Origin of the sequence: Nonomuraea turcica, from assembly GCF_030718205.1 — a bacterium.
GTDB lineage: Bacteria > Actinomycetota > Actinomycetes > Streptosporangiales > Streptosporangiaceae > Nonomuraea.
The window spans coordinates 1-22,254 of record NZ_JAUZQF010000005.1; the positions used below are offsets into that span (position 1 = coordinate 1).

Below are 22,254 nucleotides of genomic sequence, written 5' to 3' on the forward strand. Positions count from 1 at the left end.
CGCAGCGGCAACACCTTCAGCGCCCCCGCCCATCCCGGATCCGCCTGCCAGCGCATATCCGGCGGGTATCGCCCCGCGATCACCACCAGCGCCCCCATGGGCACCCGCGGCAGGAACCGCTCGCGCAGCCACCCCTCCAAGCCCTGAATGCGTTCGAAGCCGTCGACCACCAGCACCGCGTCCGCATCACGAAGCACCAGCCCGGCCTCGGCCTCGAACGCCGCCGGCGACGGCTCCAGCGTGCGCCCGTCGACCGTGGACACCGGCCGCCCGGCCAGCGCGGCCTCGTGCGCGAACCGCCGCAGCAAAGCCGACTTGCCGATGCCGCCGGGACCGTGCACGTACAGAACGCTGCAGCCGCCGCCGTACAACGCCGCGTCGAAAACCGCGAGCTCTTCCTCCCGGCCCACGAACACCCTCTCGCGCGCTGCTTGCAGGCGCGATCCCAGCAAAGCCGACTTATTGCTACTCCCCGATGACATATCCCTAATCGCTCTCCGAGCACCGGTCGATATCGCTGTTGAGTGCCGGTCCGAAATCTCGGACGCGCCGGTCGGATTGTCGGTGAACCGGCATTCCGGAGCCCACCCCAGCCGACCGGCAATGTGCGTTGATCCCCGCCTGAATGACGCACTCGGCGCGGCCTCCGGCGGCAAGCGGGTCATCGTCGCGTGCTTGGCGACCAGCGACACGCCCTCTCAGGGCGTGAAACGCGCGTGTGTCGCGCCGCGGCGGGCATGGGCCCGGCTGCGATCGGACGCCCGGTCCAGGCTGCCTCGCCGGCGTCATGGAGCCTCTCTCTCCCGGAAAACGACCGGGGCTGAAGACGGAGCGGGACGGTGGGCGCGGAAGAACTCGATGACGTCGTGGGCCAACAGGTCGGGTTCTTCGTGGGCGGCGAAGTGTCCACCCCGGGGCATGGGCGTGTAGCGCGTGATGTTGTAGGTGCGCTCGGCCCAGCTCCGTGGGGGCCGGCTCAGGTCTGCGGGGAACAGGGCGACGGCTGTGGGCACCCTCACCCGCTCCACACGTCTGGTCAGGCCGTGGGCGTACTCGTAGTAGGGCCTGAAGGACGTCGAGATCGTGCCGGTGAACCAGTAGAGGGAGGCCTGGGTCAGGATGAAGTCGTCGCTGAAGCGCGAGGACAGGTCGCCTCCGCTGTCGCTCCACGCACGGTACTTCTCGACGATCCAGGCGAGCAGGCCGGCGGGAGAGTCGGCCAGGCCGTGGGCCAGGGTGAGGGGGCGGGTGTTCTGCTGATGCTGGTATCCGCCTTCCTGTGACTCCCAGGCCGCCACGGAGGCGAGGTGGGCCTGCTCCTGCGGGGTGAGGCCGTCCGGGTCGTAGTCGGCCGGTGCTGCCACGGCCAGCAGGTGGATGCCGACCAGCGCCTCAGGGTGGGCCTCTGCGAGCCGTGAGGTGACGCCGGCGCCCAGGTCCCCACCGTGCGCCGCGTACCGCTCGAAGCCGAGTTCGTCGCGCATCAGCCGGTGCCAGAGGTCGTGTGTCTGCTGCGCATCCATGAGCGTGGGCCGCTGGGGCGAGAAAGCGAATCCGGGCAGAGAGGGAACGATCACGGTGAAGGCGTCCTCGGCTGCTCCTCCGTACCGGGATGGGGTGGCCAACCGGTCGGCGAGGGGGATGAGTTCGAGGAAGGAGCTGGGCCAGCCGTGCGTGAGGATGATCGGCAGCGCGTCCGGGTGCTCGCCGTCGAAGCGAAGGTAGTGCACCGGTGTTCCGTCGAGGTCCGCGAGATGTGACGGGAGGGCGTTGATGGCGGATTCGTGGGCGCGCCAGTCGTAGCCGGAGGCCCAGTACGCGACGAGGCGGCGGAGTTCCGCGGTGTCGGTGCCGGCCTCCCAGCCGTTCACAGGCCAGGGCTCGGGCCATCGCGTGGCCGTCAACCTAGCGCGGAGCTCGTTCAGTTCTTCGTCACTGACCGTGATCATGGGTGTGTTGCTCGGCATGGAGTTCTCCTTGGTGTGGTGCGTGTGCCGGCGTTAGTCGCCCTCTCTTCAGCCGCGGTCTCGCGCAGCCGCGGATCAACGGCAACCGCGTTCACGCGTCCCGTCCGGTGAGCGACAGCGGCGGGCTTTCGTCGGTGCCGGCCCGCGGCCATCCCCCGCCCTCACTCATCCGGACGCTACGCCTGCTTACACGCGCCCGCCGTGCGCGAATCGGCACGCGGCGCCGGCGCGGCCTGCGGAGCGGACTACCGAGGCTTTCTGCGCCGGCTCGGCTCCGAGGGCAGGTGAGTCTCCGGGCTGCGACCGGCCTCCAGGGCGGGCTGAGTAGCTCGTCGTCCGCGGCCGGCCGGCGTACCGAGCAACAGCGTGCGCCTGGGCTGGGTGGTCATGAAGACGAGGTCATCCGGGGCATCGAGGTGATGAGGGAGGGAGCATGGCGAAGGCGGTGGCGGCCGCCTCCCGGCGGCGCCGCCTCATGCGGGCTTGGAGTCGTCGCCGGGGACGCCGCTGCCCTCGTACGAGTCGAGGTTCTCGACCAGATCGAGGATTTCGGGGTGGTCGGTGAACCGGTCGCTGTGCACCTGGGCGATCTTGTCGCCGATCTCGGGGTCGGGGTCGTCGGTGAGGTCCAGGGAGACCATGTTGGCCGCGAGCGGCAGACCGATCGCGTCGATCTGGCGGTGCAGCGGGTCGTACATGTATGTGCGGTAGGCGTCGATGTCCTTGAGCGCGTACATGGCGCCGTAGTGGAACTCGCCGCCGAAGTCACGGCCGACCGCGAAGAACTCGACGGCGTCGATGTCGCCGAGCTTGCGCATCAGGTCGAGCGCGTGCTGAACCTGGTCTTCGGGAGCGTTGGGCTTCATGGCGATGCGGACCTGGTGGTAGATCATGGCGGTTCTCCTCCGAACGAACCTTGATGCAATGACTTGTTGCTCTTAGGGACTGTAGGCTCAACTATCCTCTTAACACAACCACCTGTTGCCTTAATTCCCCGCTTAACGCACCCAGAAGTTGTATCTAGGAGTGGCGCCGCTCTAACCTGGCCGTGTGCCAGGACAACCGCCGCAAGACGTTCAGCCTCTGTACGCCGACGCCGCCACAGTTCGGCCGGGCGGCCGGACGGCGCGCGTGCGCGAAGCCGTCATCGATGCCACCATCGCGGAGTTGAGCGAGGTCGGCTACGCCGCGCTGCGCGTCGATGCGGTGGCCGAGCGCGCGGGTGTCAACAAGACGACGATCTACCGCCGCTGGGGCAACAAGGTCGGCCTGGTGTCCGCAGCCCTCATAGAGCGCCGTGGCCAGTTGGCCCCGCCCGCCGACACCGGCAGCCTGCGCGGGGATCTCATCGAGCTGCTCAAAGAAATCCGGCTCGGCCTCAGCGTCCCCTGGGTCGTCGCGCTGCAGCGCGAAGCCGGCCCGCGCACTGCCGCGAATGCCGACCTGTACGAACTCCTCGACAGGTTCTGGCCGGCCCGATTCAAGGTCTCAGGAGCTCTCTTCGAGCGCGCCATCGAACGCGGCGAGCTACCTGCCGACACCGACCCGGACTTCCTGCTGGAGATGATCTCCGGGCCGCTCTACTTCCACTGGCTCATGCTCGGCCACCCGCTGGACGACGACTTCCTCGAGCGGGTGGCCGACTTCATCCTCCATGGCGCACAGGCCAGACTGCCAGGCGCAGCGGCGTCGGAGAGCGGCCCATCTCGCGGGCCAGGGAGCGGGTGACGATGACCCGGTTGCCTTCATGGTGCTTATCGGGGCGGGCCGATGACGATCTGGCCGTGGGCGTCGGCCGCGGCGGCCAGTACGTCCTTGGAGATCTCGAAGCCCTCGGGTCTCGGGGTGGACAGGTCGCGTCCGGCTTGCCGGAACATGTCCTCGATGCCGGCAGGTGTGGCGATCAGCAGCAGGTCGGCGCGGTCGGAGGTGATGCGGTAGCCGTGCGGGATGTTGCGGGGCAGGTAGACGATGCCGCCCTCGGACAGCTCCAGCTCCTCCTCGCCGACCCAGAGCAGAGCGGCGCCTTTGATCAGCATGAAGACTTCGTCTTCCCGGGTGTGCATGTGGAACGGCGGAGCCTCGCCCTTGGGGGCGTCGAACCGCCCGACGGCGAGTTGCCCGCCGGTGGTGGCGGCGTCAAGCAGGACGGAGAAGGTGCTCCCGTCCAGCCATTCCAGCTTCTGTTGCTGTTCGGGCTGGGCCAGGTACGGAATGCTCATGGTGTCTCCCTCAGGTCAGGAAAGCGATCAGTCGCTGGGTGAAGGCTTCGGGGCGTTCGTCGGGGACGAAGTGCCCGCTGTCCTTGATGACCGCCGCCGACAGGTGTGGTGCGAATCGGGCGCAGGGCCTTGGCCGGCCGGGTGCCCACGTCGTGCTCGCCACCGACGGCCGGCACCGGCATCGGCAGGCCGGCCCCGCTCTCGGCCCATGCCTGGTTGGTCCGTCCAGGCCGAAGTGGAAGGAGCCGCCTGTGGCGGCGTTCATGGGCGCCTTCCAGCCCGAATCCGGGCAGAGCCTGCTCCACCAGGGCCAGCCGTGCGACCTCCTGCGGATGGCGGCGGGCGTAGGCGAAGGCGACCACGCCGCCGATGTCGTGCCCGACCAGGCGCACCTCGCCGGTGATGCCGAGCCGGTGCAGACCATCTGTGGCGAGTGGCCCCGCCACAGACGGCCCTTCCACGACCCTCGGACATGGCTTGTCTGCGGTACGGTCACCGGCCGTGGCTCAGCCGTCACTTGGCATGCGGCCCGGGGGCGCTGCTGCCGGTGCAGGAGTTCAGGTTGGACACGAGCTTGGCGAGGGCCGGGTCCTCTTCGTAACGACGCCGGTGCAGTTCGGCGATCTGGGGTCCGGGTCGTCGGTGATGTCGAAGGAGACGAACTTGTCGACCAGCAGGAGGCCGATCTCGTCGCTGTGCCGGTGGGCGAGGTGCTTGAGGTACGTGGTGGCGGCGACGGCCTCGGCGAACAGAGCGTTGGTCAGCCCGGTCTGCCCGGGCGGCTTCACCACCGCCGTGCAGCCGGCGCCGATCGCCGGCCCGAGGTCACGGACCAGCAGGATCACCGGGGAGTTCCACGGTGCGATGATGCCGGCGACCCCCATCGCCTCGGGGGTCGAGTGAAAGTGGACGCCCGGCTGGGGCTCACCGGCCCGGCCCGCGATCTGGGTGAGCGCGGAGGCGGCGCTGTAACGCAGCCAATCGACGGAGAGCGACACCTCCCAGGTCGTCTGCTGGAGCAGCTTGCCGTTCTCCTGGGCCAGAGCACGGCCCATGGCGGGGACGCGTTCGGCGAGCCGGTCGGCCAGTTCGTTGAGTGCCCGGGCTCGCAGCGACGCGTTGCGGGGCCAGTCGGTGGTGTCGAACGCGGTGCGTGCGGCAGCGACCGCGGCTTCTGCCTCGGCGCGGCCCGCTGAGACGACAGTTATCTGGGGTATTCAAGCGAACTAGCTGGTCAGAGGCTTGAAGGCCTGTCAGCCGTGTGCGGGCTGGCGGCTTGGCGAGCGTCTTGTCGCTGGAGGTGTGTCGCCGTCGAATGCGGTCAGTCGCTGGTGAGCACGCTGGTGTTCTGGCAGGCGGTCAGGCGCCACTGCCCGTCCTCCTTTGCCATGACGAACAGTGGCGTGCCCACCTCCTCCGTCCCGTCGGGGTTCCGATAGACCTGGCGCACCTTCACAGCTGCGACGTCGGGACGGATGAACAGAACGTGTTCGACCTCGAACGTGACCGTCGCACCCTGCATTCCTCCGGGAAGCACCTGATGCGCGAACGTCGAGATCGCATCACGGCCGAAGAGGCGCTTGCCGCCGCCCGCCGTCCAGATCGCGTCAGCGCGGAACAGCGCAACGAATTCGTCAGGGAGTTCGTTGTTCTGGGAGTGCTCAACCGCGGCCACTACCTGCTTGATCGCTTCGATGTCGGTCTGGCTCGTCTGGTCAGCAATGTTCGTTGTGCTCATAACGATGGACGATAGAACCTTGGGGTTGCTTGAGGTCAAGAGCGTCGACTGTGCCGGGCGGGGTCTTGGTGTGCGGTCATGCTCTCAGGCGAGGAGGCCCAGGGTTTCGGGCGCTTCCCAGGCCGTCAGCTGCCGCTCAGGGGTGGTTTCCTCCTGAGCGAACTGGTTGATCAGCTCGGCGAGGGCTTGCCAGTCCTGCCCGGGGAGGTCTTGCAGGAGAGCGATCACCGGCTGGAGCACCTCCATTGCTGGCCTCGGGCGCGATGGCGTCGTCGTCGCTGAGATCAAGCCTGATGACGATCTCCGTGAGGGCCTTGGCGAGGGTGCGTTCGAGCGTGGTCATGGTGGGGCTCCTGGCTGGTCGTTCGGGGGGCGGGTGCGTCGCGTTCGCCGGCTACCTCGTGAGCGGGTTCTTCCGCCGCATGCCGCTGTCAGTCCGCCCGCTGGCCGGGCCAATGGCTCTCGGCGGACTGGCAACCGTGCTCGGCACCCTGGCGTACCTGTTCTGGATCGTCGCGAGCGGCGCCACCGGCGTGAGCGGCACCTTGTTCGGCAGGCCGCCGCTCTGGCTGCTCTTGCAGGTGCTGACGGTCGGGTGATCGCCGCGGGAGCAGCACTCGCCGCCCGCTGGCGCGAGTCTGGCGGCGGGATCCGGCTCGGCCTTCTCCTGACAGGCGGAGTGATCTTTATTCCCTGGGCGGCCTATTGGGGCCTTCTCACCGTGTGAGTCAGAGTGCGAGCCGGGTCGCGTTCCCTTCGCGCGAGGGGCCGGCCCGCGCTCACTTTGGTGTGACTCTATGCTTCCATTCTCGGGCACGAGCTATTGAGGAGAGCCCGCCGTGAAGGTGCTTGCGGATGTCGTGGTGGCGGCGGTGGCGCTCCTGCACGCCTACATCCTGGTGTTGGAGATGTTGCTCTGGACGACGCCTCGAGCGCTGAAGGCCTTCGGAACGGACCGGGATTTCGCCGAGCAGACCAAGACGCTGGCCGCGAACCAAGGCCTCTACAACGGCTTCCTCGCAGCAGGGTTGACGTGGGGTCTGATCGCCGACGACCCGGTCGGGTTCCAGGCGAAGATCTTCTTCTTGGTCTGCGTCGGTGTGGCCGGCCTCTATGGGGCCGCCACGGCCAGCAGGAAGATCTTGTTCGTGCAGACGGTTCCCGCGCTGATCGGCCTGGCCCTGGTTCTGCTGACCCGCTGAAGCCTTCCGGACCTCGGTCAGTTGCCGTTGTGCTCCATGATGATCAGGACGCTGCCCTGCCTGCGGCCGGAATCGACGCGCCGGTGCGCCTCGGCGGCCTCTGCCAGCGGATAGCGCCCGTCGATGGCCGGCCTCATTTGCCCTGCTTCGGTGATCTGAGTGAGGAAGCGCAGGTCTTCGGCCTTGTCAGTGGTGGGACGCAGGCCGGTGAAGGCGATGACCGCCCGCTTGTCACCGAACTTCCGCGTCCAGAACGACTGCAGGAGAATCCCCGGGGAGGGGACGGTCGACAGGTAGACGCCGCCACTGTTCAGCACGCGCCTGCTCCGCGAGAACGAGCTCTTGCCGGCGGCGTCGAAGACCACGTCATAGGTGCGGCCGGCGCGGGTGAAGTCCTCTTTGGTGTAGTCGACGACTTCGTCGGCGCCCAGCGATTTCACCAGCTCCAGCTTGGCGGTGCTGCACACTCCGGTGACCCGCGCCCCAAAGTGTTTTTTGGCAAGTCGCACCGCCGCCGCACCCACGCCGCCGGCGGCGCCGTTGATGAGGATCTCCTGCCCCTCGCGCAGATGCGCGTTGTCCCGGAGGAACGGCAGGGCGGTCAGTACGCCGTCCAGGACGGCGACGGCCTGAGCGTAGTCCAGGCCGGCCGGCATGACGGCCAGTGCTCCATCCTCGGGCACGCACACATACTCGGCGTGGGCGCCCAATGCCGGACCGGTGTCCCCGAAAACCTGATCGCCCACGCTGAAGCAGGTCACGTCCTTGCCGACCGCCACGACCTCGCCGGCGAACTCGCCGCCCAGCGTCTTGGCCTTCGGCTTGATGGGACCGGTGAACATCCGCGCGAAGAACGGGCTACCTACGCGGAAGATGGCGTCCGTCGCGGTCACCAGGGCGGCGTGAATTCTCACCAGCACGTCCTTGTCGCCGGGGGCGGGGGTTTGGACCTCTTCGATGCCCAGAACGTCGGGGGCGCCGTACTTGTAGTAAGTCACTGCTCTCATGGGGTGTCCCTTCTCGAGTGGAGGTGCGGTGGGCGCCGGATCGCTCCATGTAAAGAACCTTTAACACGGTCTAACGTAAAGCACAGCAGACATCGTGTCAACGATTCTTAACATCGGTCGCCGGCCGGAAGGCGTCTCCGCAGATCAAGAGGCATCCGGCGGATCGCCATGCCATCGTTATCTGGGGTAGCTCAAGCGAACTAGCTGGTCAGCCGCTTGAAGGTCGTTAAGGCAAGTAGGTGGATGCGGCGTCAGCCTCAGGCCCTCATCTCCTTGGCCAACTCCGCGAGGGACTCGACCGGGTGCTCGACCTCCGTCCACGGCGGCGTGAGGTCAGTGGGCTCGAAGCGCGGCACCACGTGGAGGTGAAAGTGGAAGACGCTCTGCCAGGCCGTCTCGCTGCTGGCGTGCCAGAGATTCACGCCAGGAGCCGAGCGCGCCGGCGAGCCGCCGGGACACCTCAACCGCCGTCCGCATGACGTGCGCCGCCGTCTCCACCGGGATCTCCCCGAGGTCTCGGTGGTGCGCTCGGGGGACGACCAGCGTGTGCCCCTTGGTGGCCTGCGCGAGGTTGAGGAAGGCGATGGCGTGCTCGTCCTCGTGGATGGTCTGCGAGGGCTCGGTGCCGGCGACGATGCGGCAGAAGGTGCAGCTTATGAGCGGCATGATCACAGCACGCCTCGCCTGCATGCAAAGCGCTCGGACTGGAGGCTCGCTCGCGGGCGCTGATGAGCACCGGCCCGGCCGCTGAGGAGCTGTATCGCGAGGCGATCTAGCGGCTCGGCGACTGCCGGAGGGTGCCCGACCTCGCCCGCGCCCACCTGGTCTATGGCGAGTGGCTGCGCCGCGAACGCCGGCGCAAGGACGCGAGCGAACAGCTCCGCACCGCCCACACGCTGCTGTCCGAGATGGGCCTGAAGGCGTTCGTGGCGCGCGCCGCCCACGAGCTGCGCGCCACCGGCGAGCAACCGCGCAAGCGGATCGTCCAGGCGGCCGATGAGCTCACCGCCCACGAGCTGCGCATGGCACGCCTGGTAGCCACTGGGGCGACCTCCAAGGAGGTCGGCGCGCAGCTGTTCCTGAGCCCGCGCACGATCGACGCGCACCTGCGCAGCATCTTCCGCAAGCTCGGCATCACCTCCCGCCGGCAGCTCAGGGACCTGCAGCTTCCCTGACCCGGCTCGGGGCCGGTGGACACCTACAGCGCCGCCAGCGCCCGGGCTCGATGCGACCGGTCGCCCTCCACTGGCGCAGACGCGTCGTCCACCCGGGTTGTGCCTACTCCTGCAGGATGGACAGGGCTCGGGACGGGCACAGGGTGACGGCGTCGCGCGCCTGTGCCACGGTCTTGTTGTCGGGGCGGTCGGTCAGCAGGGTCACGATTCCGTCGTCGTCTTGGTCGAAGACGGCCGGTTCGGTCAGGACGCACTGGCCGGAGCCGACGCAGAGGTCAGTGTCGGCTTTGATCCGCATCATGTCCCGCTCACCAGGTGACCGGGAGTTCGTGAACGCCGTAGATGACGGCGTCGGTCTTGAACGACAAGTCCTCGACCGGTACGGCGGGCCGCAGGGCGGGGATGCGGCGGAACAGCGTGTCGAAGACGATCTGTAGTTCCATCCGGGCCAGGTTCTGGCCAAGGCACTGGTGCGGGCCGAAGCCGAAGGCGAGGTGGTGGCGGGCCCCGCGCTCGACATCCAGGTCGGCCGGGTCCTTGAACGCCGCCGGGTCCCAGTTCGCCGACAGGCCGGAGACGATGACGCCCTCGCCGGCCTTGATGCTCACCCCGCCGATCTGCACGTCCTCGGTGGCCAGCCGGGAGGTGACCCCGTCGGCGATGGAGAAGTAGCGCAGCAGTTCCTCCACGGCCATGGGCGTCCTGCCCGGGTCGGCCGTGATCAGGGCCAGTTGCTCCGGGTGGGTGAGCAGCCCGACCACGCCGAGCGAGATCATGTTCGCGGTGGTCTCGTGTCCGGCGGTCAGCAGCAGGAAGGCCAGGCTCACCAGGCCCGCGTGGTCGAGGGCGCCCTGCTGGCGTTGCCGGGCGATCTGCCGGCTGAACAGGTCGTCGCCGGGTTCGGACTCCTTGCGGGTGAGCAGGTCGCCGATGTAGGCGCGCAGTTCGGCAAGGGCTCGCCGGCGGTCTTCCAGCGAGGTCCGGCGCACCATCATGGTGGTGCGGCTTTGGAAGAAGTCGTGGTCGGTGTAGGGGACGCCGAGCAGTTCGCAGATCACCAGGGACGGCACCGGCAGGGACAGCGCCTGCACCAGGTCGACCGGCCGCTGGTCGGTGGCGAGCATGTCGTCGATGAAGTGGTCGACGATGTCCTGGATCCGCGGGCGTAGCGCGGCCAGCCGCTTCACGGTGAACTCGCCGATCACCGGGCGGCGGGCCGCAGAGTGTTCGGCGCCGTCCATGCCGAGCATCAACGGCGGCTGGCTGCGGAGCTGCTGCAGGGTCGCCGCATCGAGGGTGAAGAGCGGGAAGCCGTCCTTGCGCTTGTCGGAGGAGAAGCGGCCGTCGGCGAGGACGGCACGGGCCTCCTCATGCCCGGACACCCACCACGCTTCGCCGCCGCTGGTCAGGCGCACCTTGTTGATCCGCGCCTGCTCGCGCAGCCGCTCGTAGGCGGCGGGCGGGGCGAACGGGCAGCCCCGCTCGACCGGCAGTTCCAGGCCGGCGAGTTCGCCGGCGACATTCTTCGTCATGAATGACCTCCCAGTAAGAGATCTGGTTGAGTTTGCTCGGGGCTTTTCGGGCTTGTTCTGCGGTGAACACCAGCGGCGGAACAGCCGCGGCTGACCAGGCACCGCGTCTGGCTTCCGCCGAGAGTGAGTGGGGTCGCGGATTCGATGCGGGTCAGTTCGTTGGAGTTGCGAACGTAGTAGGGGCCGGTGATTCGGGCGCCCTCAATAGTCCCGCCGCAACGGTGGCGGCACGATGCGCGCAGGTCGCTGGCCAAGCGTGCCGGACCAGCCGGGCAGCATTTCGGGTGCGGTCGAAGTACCCGACAGGGGCTGTTCATCTCAGGGTGAGCGGGGTTTCGGCTTGGAGGTGGGTCAGCTTCTTCGGATTGCCGACGTAGTAGAGGCCGGTGATGCGGGCGTCCTCAACACGGATCGCGATGACGCCGTCGATCTCGCCGTCCACGCGGACGAGGAGGGCAGGGTTGCCGTTGATCACGGTGGGGTCACCGGTGACCGCGACCTGGGCCTTGCCGAGGCCGCCGACGATGAAGCGGGCCACCTTGTCGGCGCCGATGATCGGACGCGGCGCGGCCTGCTTGACACCGCCGCCGTCGCTGATGACCACGACCTCAGGGGCGAGCACGTCAAGCAGGCCCTGCAGGTCCTTGGTTTGGAGCGCGCGCTGGAACGACTCCAACACCGCCCGGGCCTCGCCGGGAGAGACCGCCTCGCGAGGGCGGCGGGCTTCGACGTGGTGCCGGGCGCGGTGGGCGATCTGGCGGACGGCCGCGGGGCTCTTGCCGACGGCGGCCGCGATCTCGTTGTAACTGACATCGAAGGCTTCGCGCAGCACGAAGACGGCGCGCTCGGTCGGCGACAGCGTCTCGAGGACGAGCATGAGCGCCATCGACACGCTCTCGGCGAGCTCGACGTCCTCGGCCACGTCCGGCGTGGTGAGCAGCGGCTCGGGCAGCCAGGGGCCGACGTAGGCCTCCTTGCGGCGCTTCATGGTGCGCAGCCGGTTGAGCGACTGCCGGGTGGTGATCCGCACCAGGTAGGCGCGCTGGTCGCTCACCTGCGCCACGTCGACCTTCATCCACCGCAGCCAGGTTTCCTGCAGGACGTCTTCGGCGTCGGTGGCCGAGCCGAGCATCTCATAGGCGACGGTGAACAGCAGGTTGCGGTAGGCGACGAACGTCTCGGTGGCGCAGTCCATGCCCTCGCCGCGAGCGGACGGCTCGGCTGGGTCCGTGGTCCGCTCGCTCATGCCTGGCTCCCGCCCGTTGGTTCTCGAGGGTGTGACACGCACAAAACACCGGTCGCCACCGCTTTGTGACACCTGCGGCCGGTGGCGTATGTCACACAGCCGCACCGTCACAGGGGTTGGGACGCCGGTGTCTCCATGGCCGACAGGATGCCGCGCGAACCATCCGCACGGCACGCGGCCCCACGAGTGGTGTCCACCGTGGAAAATCCGCCACCGCAGAAAGAAGGAAAGACGTCATGAGCAAGGTCTGGTTCGTCACCGGTTCGTCCCGCGGCCTCGGCCGCAACTTCGTCGAGGCCGCCCTGTCCCGCGGCGACAAGGTGGCCGCGACCGCCCGCACGACCGGAAGCTTTGATGAGCTGATCGCCGCCTATGGCGACGCGGTGCTCCCGCTCGAGCTGGACGTGACCGACAAGGCCGCCGTCTTCGACAGCGTCAAGCGGGCCAAGGAGCACTTCGGCCGGCTCGACGTCATCGTGAACAACGCCGGCTACGCCATGATCGGCGCAATCGAGGAGCTGACCGAGCAGCAACTGCGTGACCAGCTGGAGACCAACGTCTTCGGCGCGGTGTGGGTGATCCAGGCCGCGCTGCCCCACCTGCGCGCGCAGGGCACAGGGCACATCATCCAGCTGTCCTCGGCCGCCGGGCTCATCGCCATGCCGCTCGGCGGCGCGTACCACGTCTCCAAGTGGGCCCTGGAAGCCCTGAACGAAAGCCTCGCCCAAGAGGTCGCCGACTTCGGCATCAAGGTGACCGTGGTCGAGCCGGGCGGCTTCGCCACCCGATCCGGCAAGAACCCCGATCCTCTAGCCAACGGCCACCTGGCCGAGACCAACCCGATCTACGACGGTCTCCGCCGGCGCATCGCCGGGATCGCGGGAAAGCAGCCCGCCGGTGACCCGGCCGCCGCTGCCCAGGCACTCCTCAAGATCGTCGACTCCGACAACCCGCCCCCTGCGGGTGCTCTTCGGGCAGGGCTTCTACCCGATGCTCCAGCAGGTCTACGCCGACCGGCTCAAGACCTGGGCCGACTGGCAGGACCTTTCGGCGGAGGCTCACGGCAATCTCGATCAAGAAAGTCGGTGACCCAGGGCCGCGTCAGCTCACCGGGAGCCAGCGAACCGACAGGAGCAACACGTGAAGCACCGCATCGTCGTCCTCGGCGCCGGCTATGCCGGGGCCTATGTGGCCGAGAACCTGGCCCGCCGGCTGTCCCCGGCGGAGACCGAGATCACCGTGGTCAACGCTGAGCCGGACTTCGTCGAGCGGCTGCGGCTGCACCAGCTCGCGACCGGCCAGGAGATCGAGGCTCGGCAGCTCGCCGACGTCTTCGCGGGCACGGGGATACGGCTGCGCCTGGCCCGTGTCACCGCCGTCGACCCCGAGCGCCAGGTCGTCGCCGTCGCCGTGGCCGACGCCGACAGCGGCGGCGGCGCCGAGCTCGGCTACGACACGCTTTTCGACGCGCTCGGCAGCCACGTCGCCGACTGCGGCGTCCCCGGCGTGGCCGAGCACGCCTTCGACGTCACCGGCCGACCCTCGGCACTGCGCCTGCGCGAGCGCCTGGACAGCCTGGGCAGGGGGGCGAAGGCGGGAGTGTGCTGGTCGTCGGCGACGGGTTGACGGGCATCGAGACCGCCACCGAGATCGCCGAATCCCGCCCCGGCCTGTCGGTGGCGCTGGCCGCCCGCGGCGAGCTGGGCGCCCGGATCTCCGCCGGAGCCACCTGCGTCAGGCCTGCGACCGGCTGGGCATCACCGTCCTGGAGCACACCAGCGTCGAAGCCGTCGGAGCGACGCGGGTGCTGTGCGCCGACGGCACCGCCCTGGCGTCCGACGCAACCGTGTGGACGGCCGGGTTCGCGGTCAACGATCGACGACGATCTGACCGTTCTCGGTGACCTTCAGCCCGGCACCATGCGGTCGGTCTCGCACCCGAACGTCTACGCCGCCGGCGACAGCTCCTACGCCATCGGCGACACCGGCGGCAAGATTGCGAAGACCAAGCTGGTCTACCGAGGTGCGGGCCTTCACCTCCCGCCTTCGGCGGGAGGTGAAGGCCCGCGCGGGAAGGCCCCAAGGGCCTGAGCGTGTCGCAACCCGCGTTCTGGGAACCCGGCGTGACCGCGTCTGGTCTTGTCTCATTTCTGGGGCCGGTCCTGGGACTGGAGGAAGGCACGGACGGCGGCCTCGCTCGTGCTGCCGGTCGAGCCCGCGTAGTAGGAGCGGGACCAGAAGTGGCCGCCCCACAGGTGTGTGCGGACGTGGACGCTGTATTCCTGGCGGAGGTAGCGGGCCGAGACGCCCTTGAGGGAGTTGACCAGGGAGGACAGAGCGACCTTGGGCGGATAGCGCACGATCAGATGGACGTGGTCGTCGGCGCCGTTGAAGTCGGTCAGTTCGCAGTCGAACTTCTCGCACACCTCTTTCATGATCTGTTCGCAGCGTTCCAGCATCGGGCCGGTGAGTGCGTCCCGCCGATATTTCGTGACAAACACCAAATGCGCGGACAGGTCGTGGACGCAGTGACGTCCTGTTCTGATATCGGGGTTCGGTTCCCATCGCGGTGACATACACCAAACGATAGAATGAGGCGCGTGGAGCGGGAGAAACGCAACCGCGCTCAGGTCGCCCGCCTGGAGCTGGACCAGCGGCAGAGCGCCGCCTTGGACGGCCAGGCGCACAACGCGCGCACGCTGTGGAACCTGCTGCACGAGTTCTTCACCTTCCGGCAGGGCCGGTTCGCCTCCCTCGCCCAATGCGACGAAGCCATCCGGGCCGCCCGCAAAGAGATCAACTGGCTCAACGACCTGCCCGCCCAAGCAGCGCAAGCCGTGCTGAAGACCTACCGGCAGGCGTGGGCGAACTACTTCAACCCCGACCCCGCCAGGCGCCCCACGTTCAAGAGCCGATTCCGCTCCCGGATGGCCGTGGACGTCCCCCAGGCGCGGGACCTGAACATCACCCGGATCAACCGGCGGTGGGGCGCGGTCACCATCCCCAAACTCGGCCAGGTCCGCTTCCGATGGACCAAAGACCTGCCCGGCCTCACGAAGGGCAGCCCACACGGGAAGATCACCGGAGCGCGGCTGGTGAAGGAGGCCACCGGGTGGCACATCGTCTTCCGGACCCAGACCGAGGAGCCGGTGCCCGCCCCGCATCCGGGACCGCACACCGCGATCGACCGGGGCATCGCCGTGCCGTTGGCGCTGGCCACCGGGGAGAAGATCTTCCACCGTGACCAGTGGCTGACCAGCGGGGAGCAGCAGCGCCTGCTTCGCCTGGAGCGCAAGGCCGCCCGCCAGAAACGAGCAGCGAAACCCGGACAGCCGACCAGTAACCGGCTGAAGCACACCTACGACCAGATCGCCCGCCTGCGCGCGACAGCCAAGCGCCGGGCCATCGACTGGCAGCACCAGACCACCGCCGAGCTCACCGACCGGTTCAGCGTCATCGTGCTCGAAGACCTCAAGGTCACGAACATGATGGCGAGCGCCGCCGGCACCCCCGAACAGCCGGGCAGAAACGTCGCCCAAAAACGCGGCCTCAACCGCGCCATCGCCGGGCAGGCATGGGGACGCACCGCCGAGTTCCTCACCTACAAGGCCACCGACAAAGGCGGCAAGGTCGTCTACATCCCAGCACCGGGCACCAGCCAGGAATGCCACGCCTGCCACACGATCGTCGAGGGGTCGAGGGAGACGCAGTCCCGGTTCGTGTGCAAGAACCCAGCCTGCGGGTGGATCGGCAACGCCGACGTCAACGCCGCCCGCACCCAGTTGTACCGGTACAACTCAGCCGCCGGACAGGCGGTCACCGGATGTGGAGGCCCTGCACCACTGGGGCCGGTGAAGCGTCAAGCACCTCATGGCGGGACCACCCGCACCACCCCGCAAGGCGCAGCAGCGTAGCGGCCATGAGAATCCTCCCCAATCAAAGGGAGGAGCACGTCAATCGTGCAACCACATCAGCCTGGGGCGCCGGGACGGGATCCTGCAGCTGGTCGACGACGAAGGGCAAGCAAAGGCGACGTATGTGGGCGGCCGGAAGGCCGCGCGGGTCAAGGCGGGCATCCTCAAGATCTCGCTGTGGGGCATCTCGCACCCGACCTTCGGCCTGCCCAAGCGCAAGCGCCGCCTGGCCGCCGCCGCGCCGGATGCGTCCGCCGAGAAGGCGGTCGCGTAGCCGCCTCGGGTGGTCCGCGTGCAGCGATTCGCCCTTGTTGAGCTGCCTTGAGATCGTGCGTCGATAGACCGGATCCGAAAGGTAGCGGGCGTGGATGGTGCGGCGCATCCGCCCCCACTCCTTCAACGCGGCGGCCAGGGTGTTCTGAGGGGAGCCGGCCGCCACTTCCCTCGGATCTTGCCTTCACCTTGTTGCCCGCTTGGTCATTCCGGGTTGGGGAGATCGGTAGGTGGGCCGAGCGGGGGGTCGTTGGCCAGGTCGAACGCCGCGGCGAGGATGGTGAGGACCTGAATCATGGCCTGAGGGGCCAACTCGTACTCGCCGCGCCGCCGTTGTGTGATCAGCCTGGCGCTCTGCAGCGCGCGTAGGTGGTGATAGAGCTGGCCGCTGGTGGTCTGCTCGCCGTCTGCGCCGAGGGACTCTTGGAGGTCGGCACTCGTGCACCCGCCCTGTCGTACGAGTGCGGCGAGCAGCGCCAGCCGCGGCCGGCTGCCCAGGGACTCCAGGATGTCGGCCACCGGCGCCCAATCGGCCGACAGCAACTCCGCGAGAGAGAGTTGCCTGTCCCAGAGGCTTTCGCCACCGGCCACCCGCGCGGCTCCGACGTAACCCACCGTCCCGAGCTTGTCGTCCTTCTTCGCCTGGCGGAGCATGCCGGTGGCTGCTGCGGTGAGAGACGGCGACTCCGGAGGGCGTCGCGGTGGGCCAACGGCGTCGACCCGACTCTCCAGGCGGGCGATCCGGCGCTCGAGCTCGGCGAGCCTGTCCTCGCTCATCACACTCTCCTACGTTAGTCCGTAATTACGAAGTAGCGTAGGCACCTGACGCGGGCATGGCAACGCCATTGGTGAAGTGCCGGTTCCCGCGAAGGGTGCGTGCGTCCAAATCGCGAAAGGAGCTGAGTGGGAGAACCGGCGCGTCCGGATCGTGCGATAGATACACCGTGAGCTTGTTTCCCTTCCTGCGGCGCGCGGCCCTGACGTCACCGCGGAAAGCAGTGACGCCGAGCTCGTCACCGCTGTCGCCGCGCGGAGCACCGTCGCCCTGCGCATCCTCCAACGGCGCCACGCCCCTTGGCTGCGCGCCCGGTTGGCCCGCCACTGCGCCGACGCGGACGTCGTCGACGACGCGCTGCAGGAGACGTTTCTGGCCGTGCGGCGTGCGGCGTTTGCGGCGACAACCCGGCCGGCTGGCTGTGGACGATGGCCGTCCGCCGTCTGATCTCCGCTCTGCGCGGCAGCGGCTCGCGCTGGAAGACACCCTGTTCCCGGTCGGCGATCTGATCATCAAGGTGGGCGTCTGCCTCGGCATCGCGCTGGCGGCCGCGGCCACCGCCGTGCGGTTCGCACCCGGACGGCAGGCCGCCATGGCCGCGGCGGTGGTCCAGCCGGCCATGGTGCTGGGGACCATCCTGCTGCCGCAGCAGGTCCGGCTCTGGCCGCCGACCTACGGGTTCGGGTACTGGGACCAGGCGCACCTGTTCTGGCTGGCGATGCTCCCCCTGCCGTACCTTTGGCTGAACATTGCTGGGCGCGACCTGCGGCGCTGACCCGCCGTGCTGTCAGGCGGTGGCTTTGGCGGCCCGCGCGGTGACGCCTTTCACACGATGACTAACATCCGCGTATGTCTCGTTTTGAGGTGGCCACCTTGGTTCTCGCGCCGCCGCCGGTCGTCTTCGACGCGTCCTTATCTGTCGAGCTGCACGCCTCCTCCATGCGTGGCTCGCGCGAGCAAGCAGTCGCAGGGGTCACTTCCGGACAGCTCTCCCTAGGTGATCACGTCACGTGGCGCGCGCGGCACTTCGGCCTCACCTGGCGCCTGACCTCGACGATCAGCGCCTACATCCGGCCCTCGTACTTCGTCGACGAACAAGTAAGCGGCCCATTTCGGTATTGGCGCCACGCGCATGCCTTCGAATCCACACACGACGGTGACAGCGGTGTCGAGGCCACCCTTATGAAAGACATCGTCGACTTCGCCGCGCCCGCTGGCTCATTGGGCACCCTCGCCGAGGCTCTCGTCCTGCGGCGTTACATGACCAAGCTGATTCTGCTGCGTAACGCGCACATCAGGGAGACGACCGAGACCGCCACTTGAGGTCGCGCAGGACGGGCCCATAAAGCGTTGGCGTCGCAGTCCTCGAGCGGGCTAGCGTTGCGTCCGTCATGCGCCAGGAGGACGTGCCCTGTCTGGGCCTGTGAGTAGGCAGATTGGAGATGCGGGATGACTTCTCAGCTCGTCGCGCTCTGCTTCGATGCGAACGACCCGCTCGGTCTCGCGCGCTTCTGGGCCGGAGTCCTGGGCTGGGAGATGGCCGACGACTCTCGAGACGGCATCGTGCTCCTGCCGAGCGATGACACCGGGTTCCGGCTCCGATTTCTTCCGACCCAGGAGAAGAAGACCGGCCCGAATCAGATGCACTTCGATCTGACGAGCACGTCCCTCGAGGACCAGCAGCAGACGGTGGAGAGGGCGCTCGGACTCGGTGCGCGGCACATCGACGTCGGGCAACTCCCGGAAGAGCGTCACGTGGTGCTCGCCGACCCCGAAGGCAACGAGTTCGACGTCATCGAGCCGGGCAACAAATTCCTCGCCGACTGCGGATTCATCGGAGCGCTTGCGAGCGACGGTTCGCAGGAAGTCGGCTACTTCTGGAGCGAAGCGCTGGGCTGGCCGTTGGTCTGGGACCAGGACCAAGAGACCGCGATCCGCTCGCCGCACGGCGGTCCGAAGATCACCTGGGGCGGTCCGCCAGTGGCGCCGAAGACCGGGAAGAACCGGCTGCACTTCGACCTCGCTCCACCGGTCGACGGTGATCAGCAAGCGGAGGTCGACCGTCTCATCTCCCTCGGAGCGACTCGGATCGACATCGGCCAGGGCGAGGTCAGCTGGGTCGTGATGGCCGATCCCGATGGCAATGAGTTCTGCGTGTTGACTCCCCGATAGCGTGACCGGACCAGAGGTGGCGCGCCTCCGATCCACCCCGCGGCCCGGTGTAATGCCGGCGGGCCGCCGGCCGTCCCAGGTCGGCCCGCGCGCGCCGCGGTTCGTGACTCACGCTGCCCAGTACCGGTCCCACGCTCCTCGCCAAGGCAATCGCCGTGCCCGGATGGCCGCGGCAACAGTGATCAAGCATCGCGCGCGGTCATGGACGAGCGCGGTCGCGGTGTTCCCCCCACCACGGGCTGGGAGCGGCGCAAAGGCCTCGTCAAACGATTCGGCGTCGACACGATCCCGCGTCGACGCCGAACCTAGTCCTCGGTGCCGGTCACGTCGCCGGTCATGGTGAGGGACCATCCGTGCAGAGGAGTCCGGCGAGCGTGCCAGGCGATGGCCGCGTCACCCGCACGCGCCAGAGGGTCCTCGGCGGCTATTCCGCGTAGGGCTGGTCGGTTCCCTGGGCGCTGTAGGCGAGACTCCAGATGTAGCCGTCGGGATCGGCGAAGGAGCCGCCGTACCCGCCCCACGGCAGGGCGCCGGCGGGCTTGAGGATCGTGGCGCCGGCCTTCCCGGCCTCGGCGATGATCTCGTCGACCCGCGCCTCACTGCGGACGACGTAGGTGAGGACCAGCCCGCTGAAGCCGCTGCCTTCCGGGCTCGTGCCCACCTGGTCGGCCAGGCCTTCGCGGCCGTAGAAGCCGACGAGCGAGCCTGCGTCCGATTCGAAGAACACCGAGACGCCGTAGTCGTGCTTGACCTTCCAGCCGAGCCCTTCGGTGTAGAACTGCTTGGCCCGCTCCATGTTCCGGACGCCGAGGAGGATCGAGCTCACGTGCGCTTTCACGCCTTGTCTCCTTTGTACTTGAGGTGGCTGAACCGGCAGGCCGGACGTCCGGGCCGGGCCCGGATGTCACATCGGCATGGGTTCGCCGGTCAATCGATATGACCGGCGAAACGGAGGAATGTGACAGATGGCCGAGCAGGACTGACTGAGCGAGCGGTTCACCGAGCACCAGGACCGCTTGCACGCGGTGGCCTACCGGATGCTCGGCTCACCCGGCGAGGCGGAGGATGCGGTGCAGGAGGCGTGGCTGCGGGTCAGCCGCGCCGACACCGGCCAGGTGGAGAACCCTGGAGGGTGGCTGACCACGGTCGTCGCCCGGGTCTGCCTGAACATGCTCGAGGCACGCCGCAACCGGCGTGAGGACTCGGCCGGGGCGCTGCCGCCCGAGCCGGCCGCGCCGCACGCGAGCCTCCACCCCACCGGCCAGGCCGGCCCCGAGGACGAGGCATTGCTGGCCGATTCGGTCGGTGTCGCGCTGATGGTGGTGCTGGACACACTCACTCCCGCCGAGCGGCTCGCGTTCGTCCTCCACGACGTCTTCGCCGTGTCGTTCGGCGAGATCGGCACCATCATCGACCGCTCCCCGGCGGCGGCCCGGCAGCTCGCCAGCCGGGCCCGGCGCCGAGTGCAAGGAGCGGCCGGCGCATCCGACGTCGCGCGATCGGCGAAGCGGGACATCGTCGCCGCCTTCCTGGCCGCCTCCCGGGGCGGGGACTTCACCGCCCTGCTCGACCTACTCGATCCGGACGCCGTGGTCGGCGAAATCCGCGGCGGCCACGCGGTGGCGACCTTCTTCACCGGACGGGCTCAGGCCGCCCGGCTCGCTCTGGTCGACGGCGTCCCGGCGGCCGTCTGGTCGCACCGCGGCCGGCCGATGGCCGTCTTCACGTTCGCCATCAACGACGAGAAGATCACCCGCATCGATATCGACACCGACCCGGACCGGCTCCGCGACCTCGACATCGTCTTTCTTCCCGCCGGCGACAAGGAGCGGCGTTGACCCCCGCGGATCTCAACCTCTCGACGTGCACTCTCGCCGTCCACGACGTTGACGAGGCGCTCGGCTTCTACCGTGACGTGCTCGGCTTCGCGATACGCGACGACGACGGATCCGAGGGGATGCGACGGGTGAGCATCGGCCCGCCATCGCAGCCGGACGTGCAGATCGTCCTCACCTCCCCCGGCGCGGACCCGGGTGTCTCGCCGGCCGACCGGCGGGCGATCGCCGACTTGATGGCCAAGGGCCTGCTGGGCCGCCTTGTCTTCGTGACCGGCAACTGCGACGCCACCTTCGCGCACATCGAGGCCGCGGGCGCTGAGGTGATGCAAGAACCGATCGACCAGCCCGACGGCGTCCGCGACTGTGCCTTCCTCGATCCCTCCGGCAACATGCTGCGATTCACCCAGCCGCGGCAGGTAGCCCAGGCACTCCCGTCGCGGCAGGCACCCTGAACGCGCTCCAGCGCGACGTTGATCGGATCGGCGAGGTTGTCCGGCCTGCACCGCCTTGCGGATCGCCGCGGCCGCCGGGCGTACCCCGGCCGCGTCGTGGTCTACGCCCATGCTCGGGACAAAGCCGAGATGGCCGCGGATCCGAGGGATACTGGGGCATGGGCGTGCCGTACTCCACCGCCGATCCTCGCCTGCGTGCTGCTGTCGCCGAGGAGCTCGCGCGTCGGCCGGAACTACTCGTCTGCTACAGCCCCACGCACGCGGCGGGGCACAAGGAGTGGTTTCTCATCCAGAGTGTCGATCAGTTCGACGCCGTCCTGGGTCAAGACCTACGGCCGAACGACCGGCTCGAGGTCTTCCTCCGTCCGCAGTTCCCGCTTCGCGGGGTGGCCGGCGATGCCAGACTGCTGCAGCAGGCGCTGGCGATCCTGCGCGCCAGGGGCGAACTGCTGATGGCGACGCTCAGATCCGATGATCCTGAGCTGCAGGACGCTTACGGGTACGAGGAGGCAGACGAGGTTCTGGAGTCCTGGAAGGATGTTGCGGACGGGGCCGCGGTTGTGATCGGGCCCCATCCGCGGCTTGACGGGGATGATCCGGAGGTGGTGCTCCTTGCATACGTGCCGGATGCCGACGGCCGGTTCACGCCGGGGAAAGGCGCTTACTAGGGTGGCACCCCGCCGCCGGAGACCGCTGACCAAGGCGGACGCGCCATCGCAGCCGCCTTCGCCATCAAGAAGCT

General features: G+C 68.5%; 31 protein-coding genes and 1 pseudogene. 15 read left to right on the forward strand and 17 right to left on the reverse strand.

The genetic code is table 11. The annotated features are described in order from the left end of the window. The 3 genes from Q9G87_RS14365 to Q9G87_RS14375 all read right to left on the reverse strand — a co-directional run. A partial coding sequence (locus Q9G87_RS14365) for an ATP-binding protein (RefSeq protein ID WP_305916825.1) occupies positions 1 to 410 on the reverse strand: 410 nt, incomplete at its 3' end. Positions 411 to 785: 375 nt separating this feature from the next. Further along, the gene (locus Q9G87_RS14370) at positions 786 to 1,967 is read right to left on the reverse strand and encodes an epoxide hydrolase family protein (RefSeq protein WP_305916826.1); all 1,182 of its coding nucleotides are present in this window, start codon (positions 1,965 to 1,967) and stop codon (positions 786 to 788) included. 473 nt (positions 1,968 to 2,440) lie between these two features. After that, complete coding sequence (locus tag Q9G87_RS14375; RefSeq protein WP_305916827.1) at positions 2,441 to 2,860, reverse strand: Dabb family protein; 420 nt, start codon at positions 2,858 to 2,860, stop codon at positions 2,441 to 2,443. A gap of 238 nt (positions 2,861 to 3,098) precedes the next feature. Between Q9G87_RS14375 and Q9G87_RS14380 the strand changes: the two genes are divergently transcribed. Then, a complete protein-coding gene (locus Q9G87_RS14380; RefSeq protein WP_305916828.1) occupies positions 3,099 to 3,695 on the forward strand; it encodes a TetR/AcrR family transcriptional regulator in 597 nt (198 codons plus the stop codon). A gap of 26 nt (positions 3,696 to 3,721) precedes the next feature. Here Q9G87_RS14380 and Q9G87_RS14385 read toward each other — a convergent pair whose 3' ends face one another. From Q9G87_RS14385 to Q9G87_RS14405, 5 genes are all read right to left on the reverse strand, one after another. After that, a complete protein-coding gene (locus tag Q9G87_RS14385) occupies positions 3,722 to 4,189 on the reverse strand; it encodes a cupin domain-containing protein (RefSeq protein ID WP_305916829.1) in 468 nt (155 codons plus the stop codon). Next, a complete protein-coding gene (locus Q9G87_RS14390) occupies positions 4,186 to 4,635 on the reverse strand; it encodes an alpha/beta fold hydrolase (protein WP_305916830.1) in 450 nt (149 codons plus the stop codon). The genes Q9G87_RS14385 and Q9G87_RS14390 overlap by 4 nt, the downstream gene beginning before the upstream one ends. Before the next feature lie 111 nt (positions 4,636 to 4,746). After that, positions 4,747 to 5,406, reverse strand: coding sequence for an aldehyde dehydrogenase family protein (locus Q9G87_RS14395; protein ID WP_371825779.1), 660 nt, complete (start codon positions 5,404 to 5,406; stop codon positions 4,747 to 4,749). A gap of 104 nt (positions 5,407 to 5,510) precedes the next feature. Further along, positions 5,511 to 5,927, reverse strand: coding sequence for an SgcJ/EcaC family oxidoreductase (locus tag Q9G87_RS14400; RefSeq protein WP_305916831.1), 417 nt, complete (start codon positions 5,925 to 5,927; stop codon positions 5,511 to 5,513). 84 nt (positions 5,928 to 6,011) lie between these two features. After that, the gene (locus Q9G87_RS14405; protein ID WP_305916832.1) at positions 6,012 to 6,155 is read right to left on the reverse strand and encodes a hypothetical protein; all 144 of its coding nucleotides are present in this window, start codon (positions 6,153 to 6,155) and stop codon (positions 6,012 to 6,014) included. Between the two features lie 65 nt (positions 6,156 to 6,220). Between Q9G87_RS14405 and Q9G87_RS14410 the strand changes: the two genes are divergently transcribed. Both Q9G87_RS14410 and Q9G87_RS14415 read left to right on the forward strand, forming a co-directional pair. Further along, complete coding sequence (locus Q9G87_RS14410; RefSeq protein ID WP_305916833.1) at positions 6,221 to 6,526, forward strand: hypothetical protein; 306 nt, start codon at positions 6,221 to 6,223, stop codon at positions 6,524 to 6,526. Positions 6,527 to 6,766: 240 nt separating this feature from the next. Beyond that, positions 6,767 to 7,129 (forward strand): DUF1304 domain-containing protein, encoded by a 363-nt coding sequence (locus Q9G87_RS14415; RefSeq protein ID WP_305916834.1) that lies wholly within the window; start codon positions 6,767 to 6,769, stop codon positions 7,127 to 7,129. Positions 7,130 to 7,146: 17 nt separating this feature from the next. Here the strand turns inward: Q9G87_RS14415 and Q9G87_RS14420 are convergent, their stop codons facing one another. Together Q9G87_RS14420 and Q9G87_RS14425 are read right to left on the reverse strand one after the other, a co-directional pair. Continuing rightward, the gene (locus Q9G87_RS14420; protein ID WP_305916835.1) at positions 7,147 to 8,136 is read right to left on the reverse strand and encodes an NAD(P)-dependent alcohol dehydrogenase; all 990 of its coding nucleotides are present in this window, start codon (positions 8,134 to 8,136) and stop codon (positions 7,147 to 7,149) included. Between the two features lie 333 nt (positions 8,137 to 8,469). Continuing rightward, complete coding sequence (locus tag Q9G87_RS14425; RefSeq protein ID WP_305916836.1) at positions 8,470 to 8,802, reverse strand: HIT domain-containing protein; 333 nt, start codon at positions 8,800 to 8,802, stop codon at positions 8,470 to 8,472. A 131-nt stretch (positions 8,803 to 8,933) separates the two neighbouring features. On the opposite strand from Q9G87_RS14425, the gene Q9G87_RS14430 reads away from it, so the two are divergent. Continuing rightward, the gene (locus Q9G87_RS14430; protein WP_305916837.1) at positions 8,934 to 9,311 is read left to right on the forward strand and encodes a helix-turn-helix domain-containing protein; all 378 of its coding nucleotides are present in this window, start codon (positions 8,934 to 8,936) and stop codon (positions 9,309 to 9,311) included. Between the two features lie 103 nt (positions 9,312 to 9,414). On the opposite strand, the gene Q9G87_RS14435 is transcribed toward Q9G87_RS14430, so the two are convergent. From Q9G87_RS14435 to Q9G87_RS14445, 3 genes are all read right to left on the reverse strand, one after another. After that, a complete protein-coding gene (locus Q9G87_RS14435) occupies positions 9,415 to 9,612 on the reverse strand; it encodes a ferredoxin (protein ID WP_371825773.1) in 198 nt (65 codons plus the stop codon). A 7-nt stretch (positions 9,613 to 9,619) separates the two neighbouring features. Beyond that, entirely contained in the window at positions 9,620 to 10,843 is a 1,224-nt protein-coding gene (locus tag Q9G87_RS14440) for a cytochrome P450 (RefSeq protein ID WP_305916838.1), read from the reverse strand. A gap of 313 nt (positions 10,844 to 11,156) precedes the next feature. Continuing rightward, positions 11,157 to 12,089: an RNA polymerase sigma-70 factor gene (locus Q9G87_RS14445; RefSeq protein WP_305916839.1), complete on the reverse strand. Its 933-nt coding sequence runs from the start codon at positions 12,087 to 12,089 to the stop codon at positions 11,157 to 11,159. A 236-nt stretch (positions 12,090 to 12,325) separates the two neighbouring features. On the opposite strand from Q9G87_RS14445, the gene Q9G87_RS14450 reads away from it, so the two are divergent. The 3 genes from Q9G87_RS14450 to Q9G87_RS14460 are packed head-to-tail and all read left to right on the forward strand — an operon-like array spanning position 12,326 to position 14,179. Beyond that, the gene (locus tag Q9G87_RS14450) at positions 12,326 to 13,342 is read left to right on the forward strand and encodes an SDR family NAD(P)-dependent oxidoreductase (RefSeq protein WP_305916840.1); all 1,017 of its coding nucleotides are present in this window, start codon (positions 12,326 to 12,328) and stop codon (positions 13,340 to 13,342) included. Then, positions 13,230 to 13,715 (forward strand): FAD-dependent oxidoreductase, encoded by a 486-nt coding sequence (locus tag Q9G87_RS14455; protein WP_305916841.1) that lies wholly within the window; start codon positions 13,230 to 13,232, stop codon positions 13,713 to 13,715. Before Q9G87_RS14450 ends, Q9G87_RS14455 begins: the two co-directional genes overlap by 113 nt. Further along, the gene (locus tag Q9G87_RS14460) at positions 13,691 to 14,179 is read left to right on the forward strand and encodes a hypothetical protein (RefSeq protein ID WP_305916842.1); all 489 of its coding nucleotides are present in this window, start codon (positions 13,691 to 13,693) and stop codon (positions 14,177 to 14,179) included. Before Q9G87_RS14455 ends, Q9G87_RS14460 begins: the two co-directional genes overlap by 25 nt. Before the next feature lie 53 nt (positions 14,180 to 14,232). Here Q9G87_RS14460 and tnpA read toward each other — a convergent pair whose 3' ends face one another. Beyond that, positions 14,233 to 14,664, reverse strand: coding sequence for an IS200/IS605 family transposase (gene tnpA, locus Q9G87_RS14465; RefSeq protein WP_305916843.1), 432 nt, complete (start codon positions 14,662 to 14,664; stop codon positions 14,233 to 14,235). Positions 14,665 to 14,688: 24 nt separating this feature from the next. On the opposite strand from tnpA, the gene Q9G87_RS14470 reads away from it, so the two are divergent. Both Q9G87_RS14470 and Q9G87_RS14475 read left to right on the forward strand, forming a co-directional pair. After that, positions 14,689 to 16,002: an RNA-guided endonuclease InsQ/TnpB family protein gene (locus Q9G87_RS14470; RefSeq protein WP_305916844.1), complete on the forward strand. Its 1,314-nt coding sequence runs from the start codon at positions 14,689 to 14,691 to the stop codon at positions 16,000 to 16,002. A gap of 124 nt (positions 16,003 to 16,126) precedes the next feature. Beyond that, positions 16,127 to 16,276, forward strand: a complete 150-nt coding sequence (locus tag Q9G87_RS14475) for a hypothetical protein (protein WP_305916845.1) — start codon at positions 16,127 to 16,129, stop codon at positions 16,274 to 16,276. Positions 16,277 to 16,303: 27 nt separating this feature from the next. Here the strand turns inward: Q9G87_RS14475 and Q9G87_RS60660 are convergent. Both Q9G87_RS60660 and Q9G87_RS14480 read right to left on the reverse strand, forming a co-directional pair. Next, positions 16,304 to 16,441 (reverse strand): annotated as a pseudogene (locus Q9G87_RS60660) (Tn3 family transposase); the annotation flags it as partial. A gap of 38 nt (positions 16,442 to 16,479) precedes the next feature. Further along, positions 16,480 to 17,052, reverse strand: coding sequence for an ArsR/SmtB family transcription factor (locus tag Q9G87_RS14480; protein ID WP_305916846.1), 573 nt, complete (start codon positions 17,050 to 17,052; stop codon positions 16,480 to 16,482). A 392-nt stretch (positions 17,053 to 17,444) separates the two neighbouring features. Between Q9G87_RS14480 and Q9G87_RS14485 the strand changes: the two genes are divergently transcribed. The 3 genes from Q9G87_RS14485 to Q9G87_RS14495 all read left to right on the forward strand — a co-directional run bounded on the left by Q9G87_RS14485 (position 17,445) and on the right by Q9G87_RS14495 (position 19,222). Next, the gene (locus Q9G87_RS14485) at positions 17,445 to 17,825 is read left to right on the forward strand and encodes a hypothetical protein (RefSeq protein WP_305916847.1); all 381 of its coding nucleotides are present in this window, start codon (positions 17,445 to 17,447) and stop codon (positions 17,823 to 17,825) included. Positions 17,826 to 17,914: 89 nt separating this feature from the next. After that, a complete protein-coding gene (locus Q9G87_RS14490; protein ID WP_305917264.1) occupies positions 17,915 to 18,373 on the forward strand; it encodes an SRPBCC family protein in 459 nt (152 codons plus the stop codon). Positions 18,374 to 18,499: 126 nt separating this feature from the next. Continuing rightward, complete coding sequence (locus Q9G87_RS14495) at positions 18,500 to 19,222, forward strand: VOC family protein (RefSeq protein ID WP_305916848.1); 723 nt, start codon at positions 18,500 to 18,502, stop codon at positions 19,220 to 19,222. 424 nt (positions 19,223 to 19,646) lie between these two features. On the opposite strand, the gene Q9G87_RS14500 is transcribed toward Q9G87_RS14495, so the two are convergent. Continuing rightward, on the reverse strand, positions 19,647 to 20,060 hold the full coding sequence (locus Q9G87_RS14500) for a VOC family protein (protein WP_305916849.1): 414 nt from the start codon (positions 20,058 to 20,060) through the stop codon (positions 19,647 to 19,649). Between the two features lie 145 nt (positions 20,061 to 20,205). On the opposite strand from Q9G87_RS14500, the gene Q9G87_RS14505 reads away from it, so the two are divergent. The 3 genes from Q9G87_RS14505 to Q9G87_RS14515 all read left to right on the forward strand — a co-directional run bounded on the left by Q9G87_RS14505 (position 20,206) and on the right by Q9G87_RS14515 (position 22,180). Further along, on the forward strand, positions 20,206 to 21,060 hold the full coding sequence (locus tag Q9G87_RS14505; RefSeq protein ID WP_305917265.1) for a sigma-70 family RNA polymerase sigma factor: 855 nt from the start codon (positions 20,206 to 20,208) through the stop codon (positions 21,058 to 21,060). After that, positions 21,057 to 21,512, forward strand: coding sequence for a VOC family protein (locus Q9G87_RS14510; RefSeq protein ID WP_305916850.1), 456 nt, complete (start codon positions 21,057 to 21,059; stop codon positions 21,510 to 21,512). Before Q9G87_RS14505 ends, Q9G87_RS14510 begins: the two co-directional genes overlap by 4 nt. A gap of 158 nt (positions 21,513 to 21,670) precedes the next feature. Beyond that, positions 21,671 to 22,180: a hypothetical protein gene (locus Q9G87_RS14515; RefSeq protein ID WP_305916851.1), complete on the forward strand. Its 510-nt coding sequence runs from the start codon at positions 21,671 to 21,673 to the stop codon at positions 22,178 to 22,180. The last annotated feature ends 74 nt before the right edge of the window (positions 22,181 to 22,254 follow it).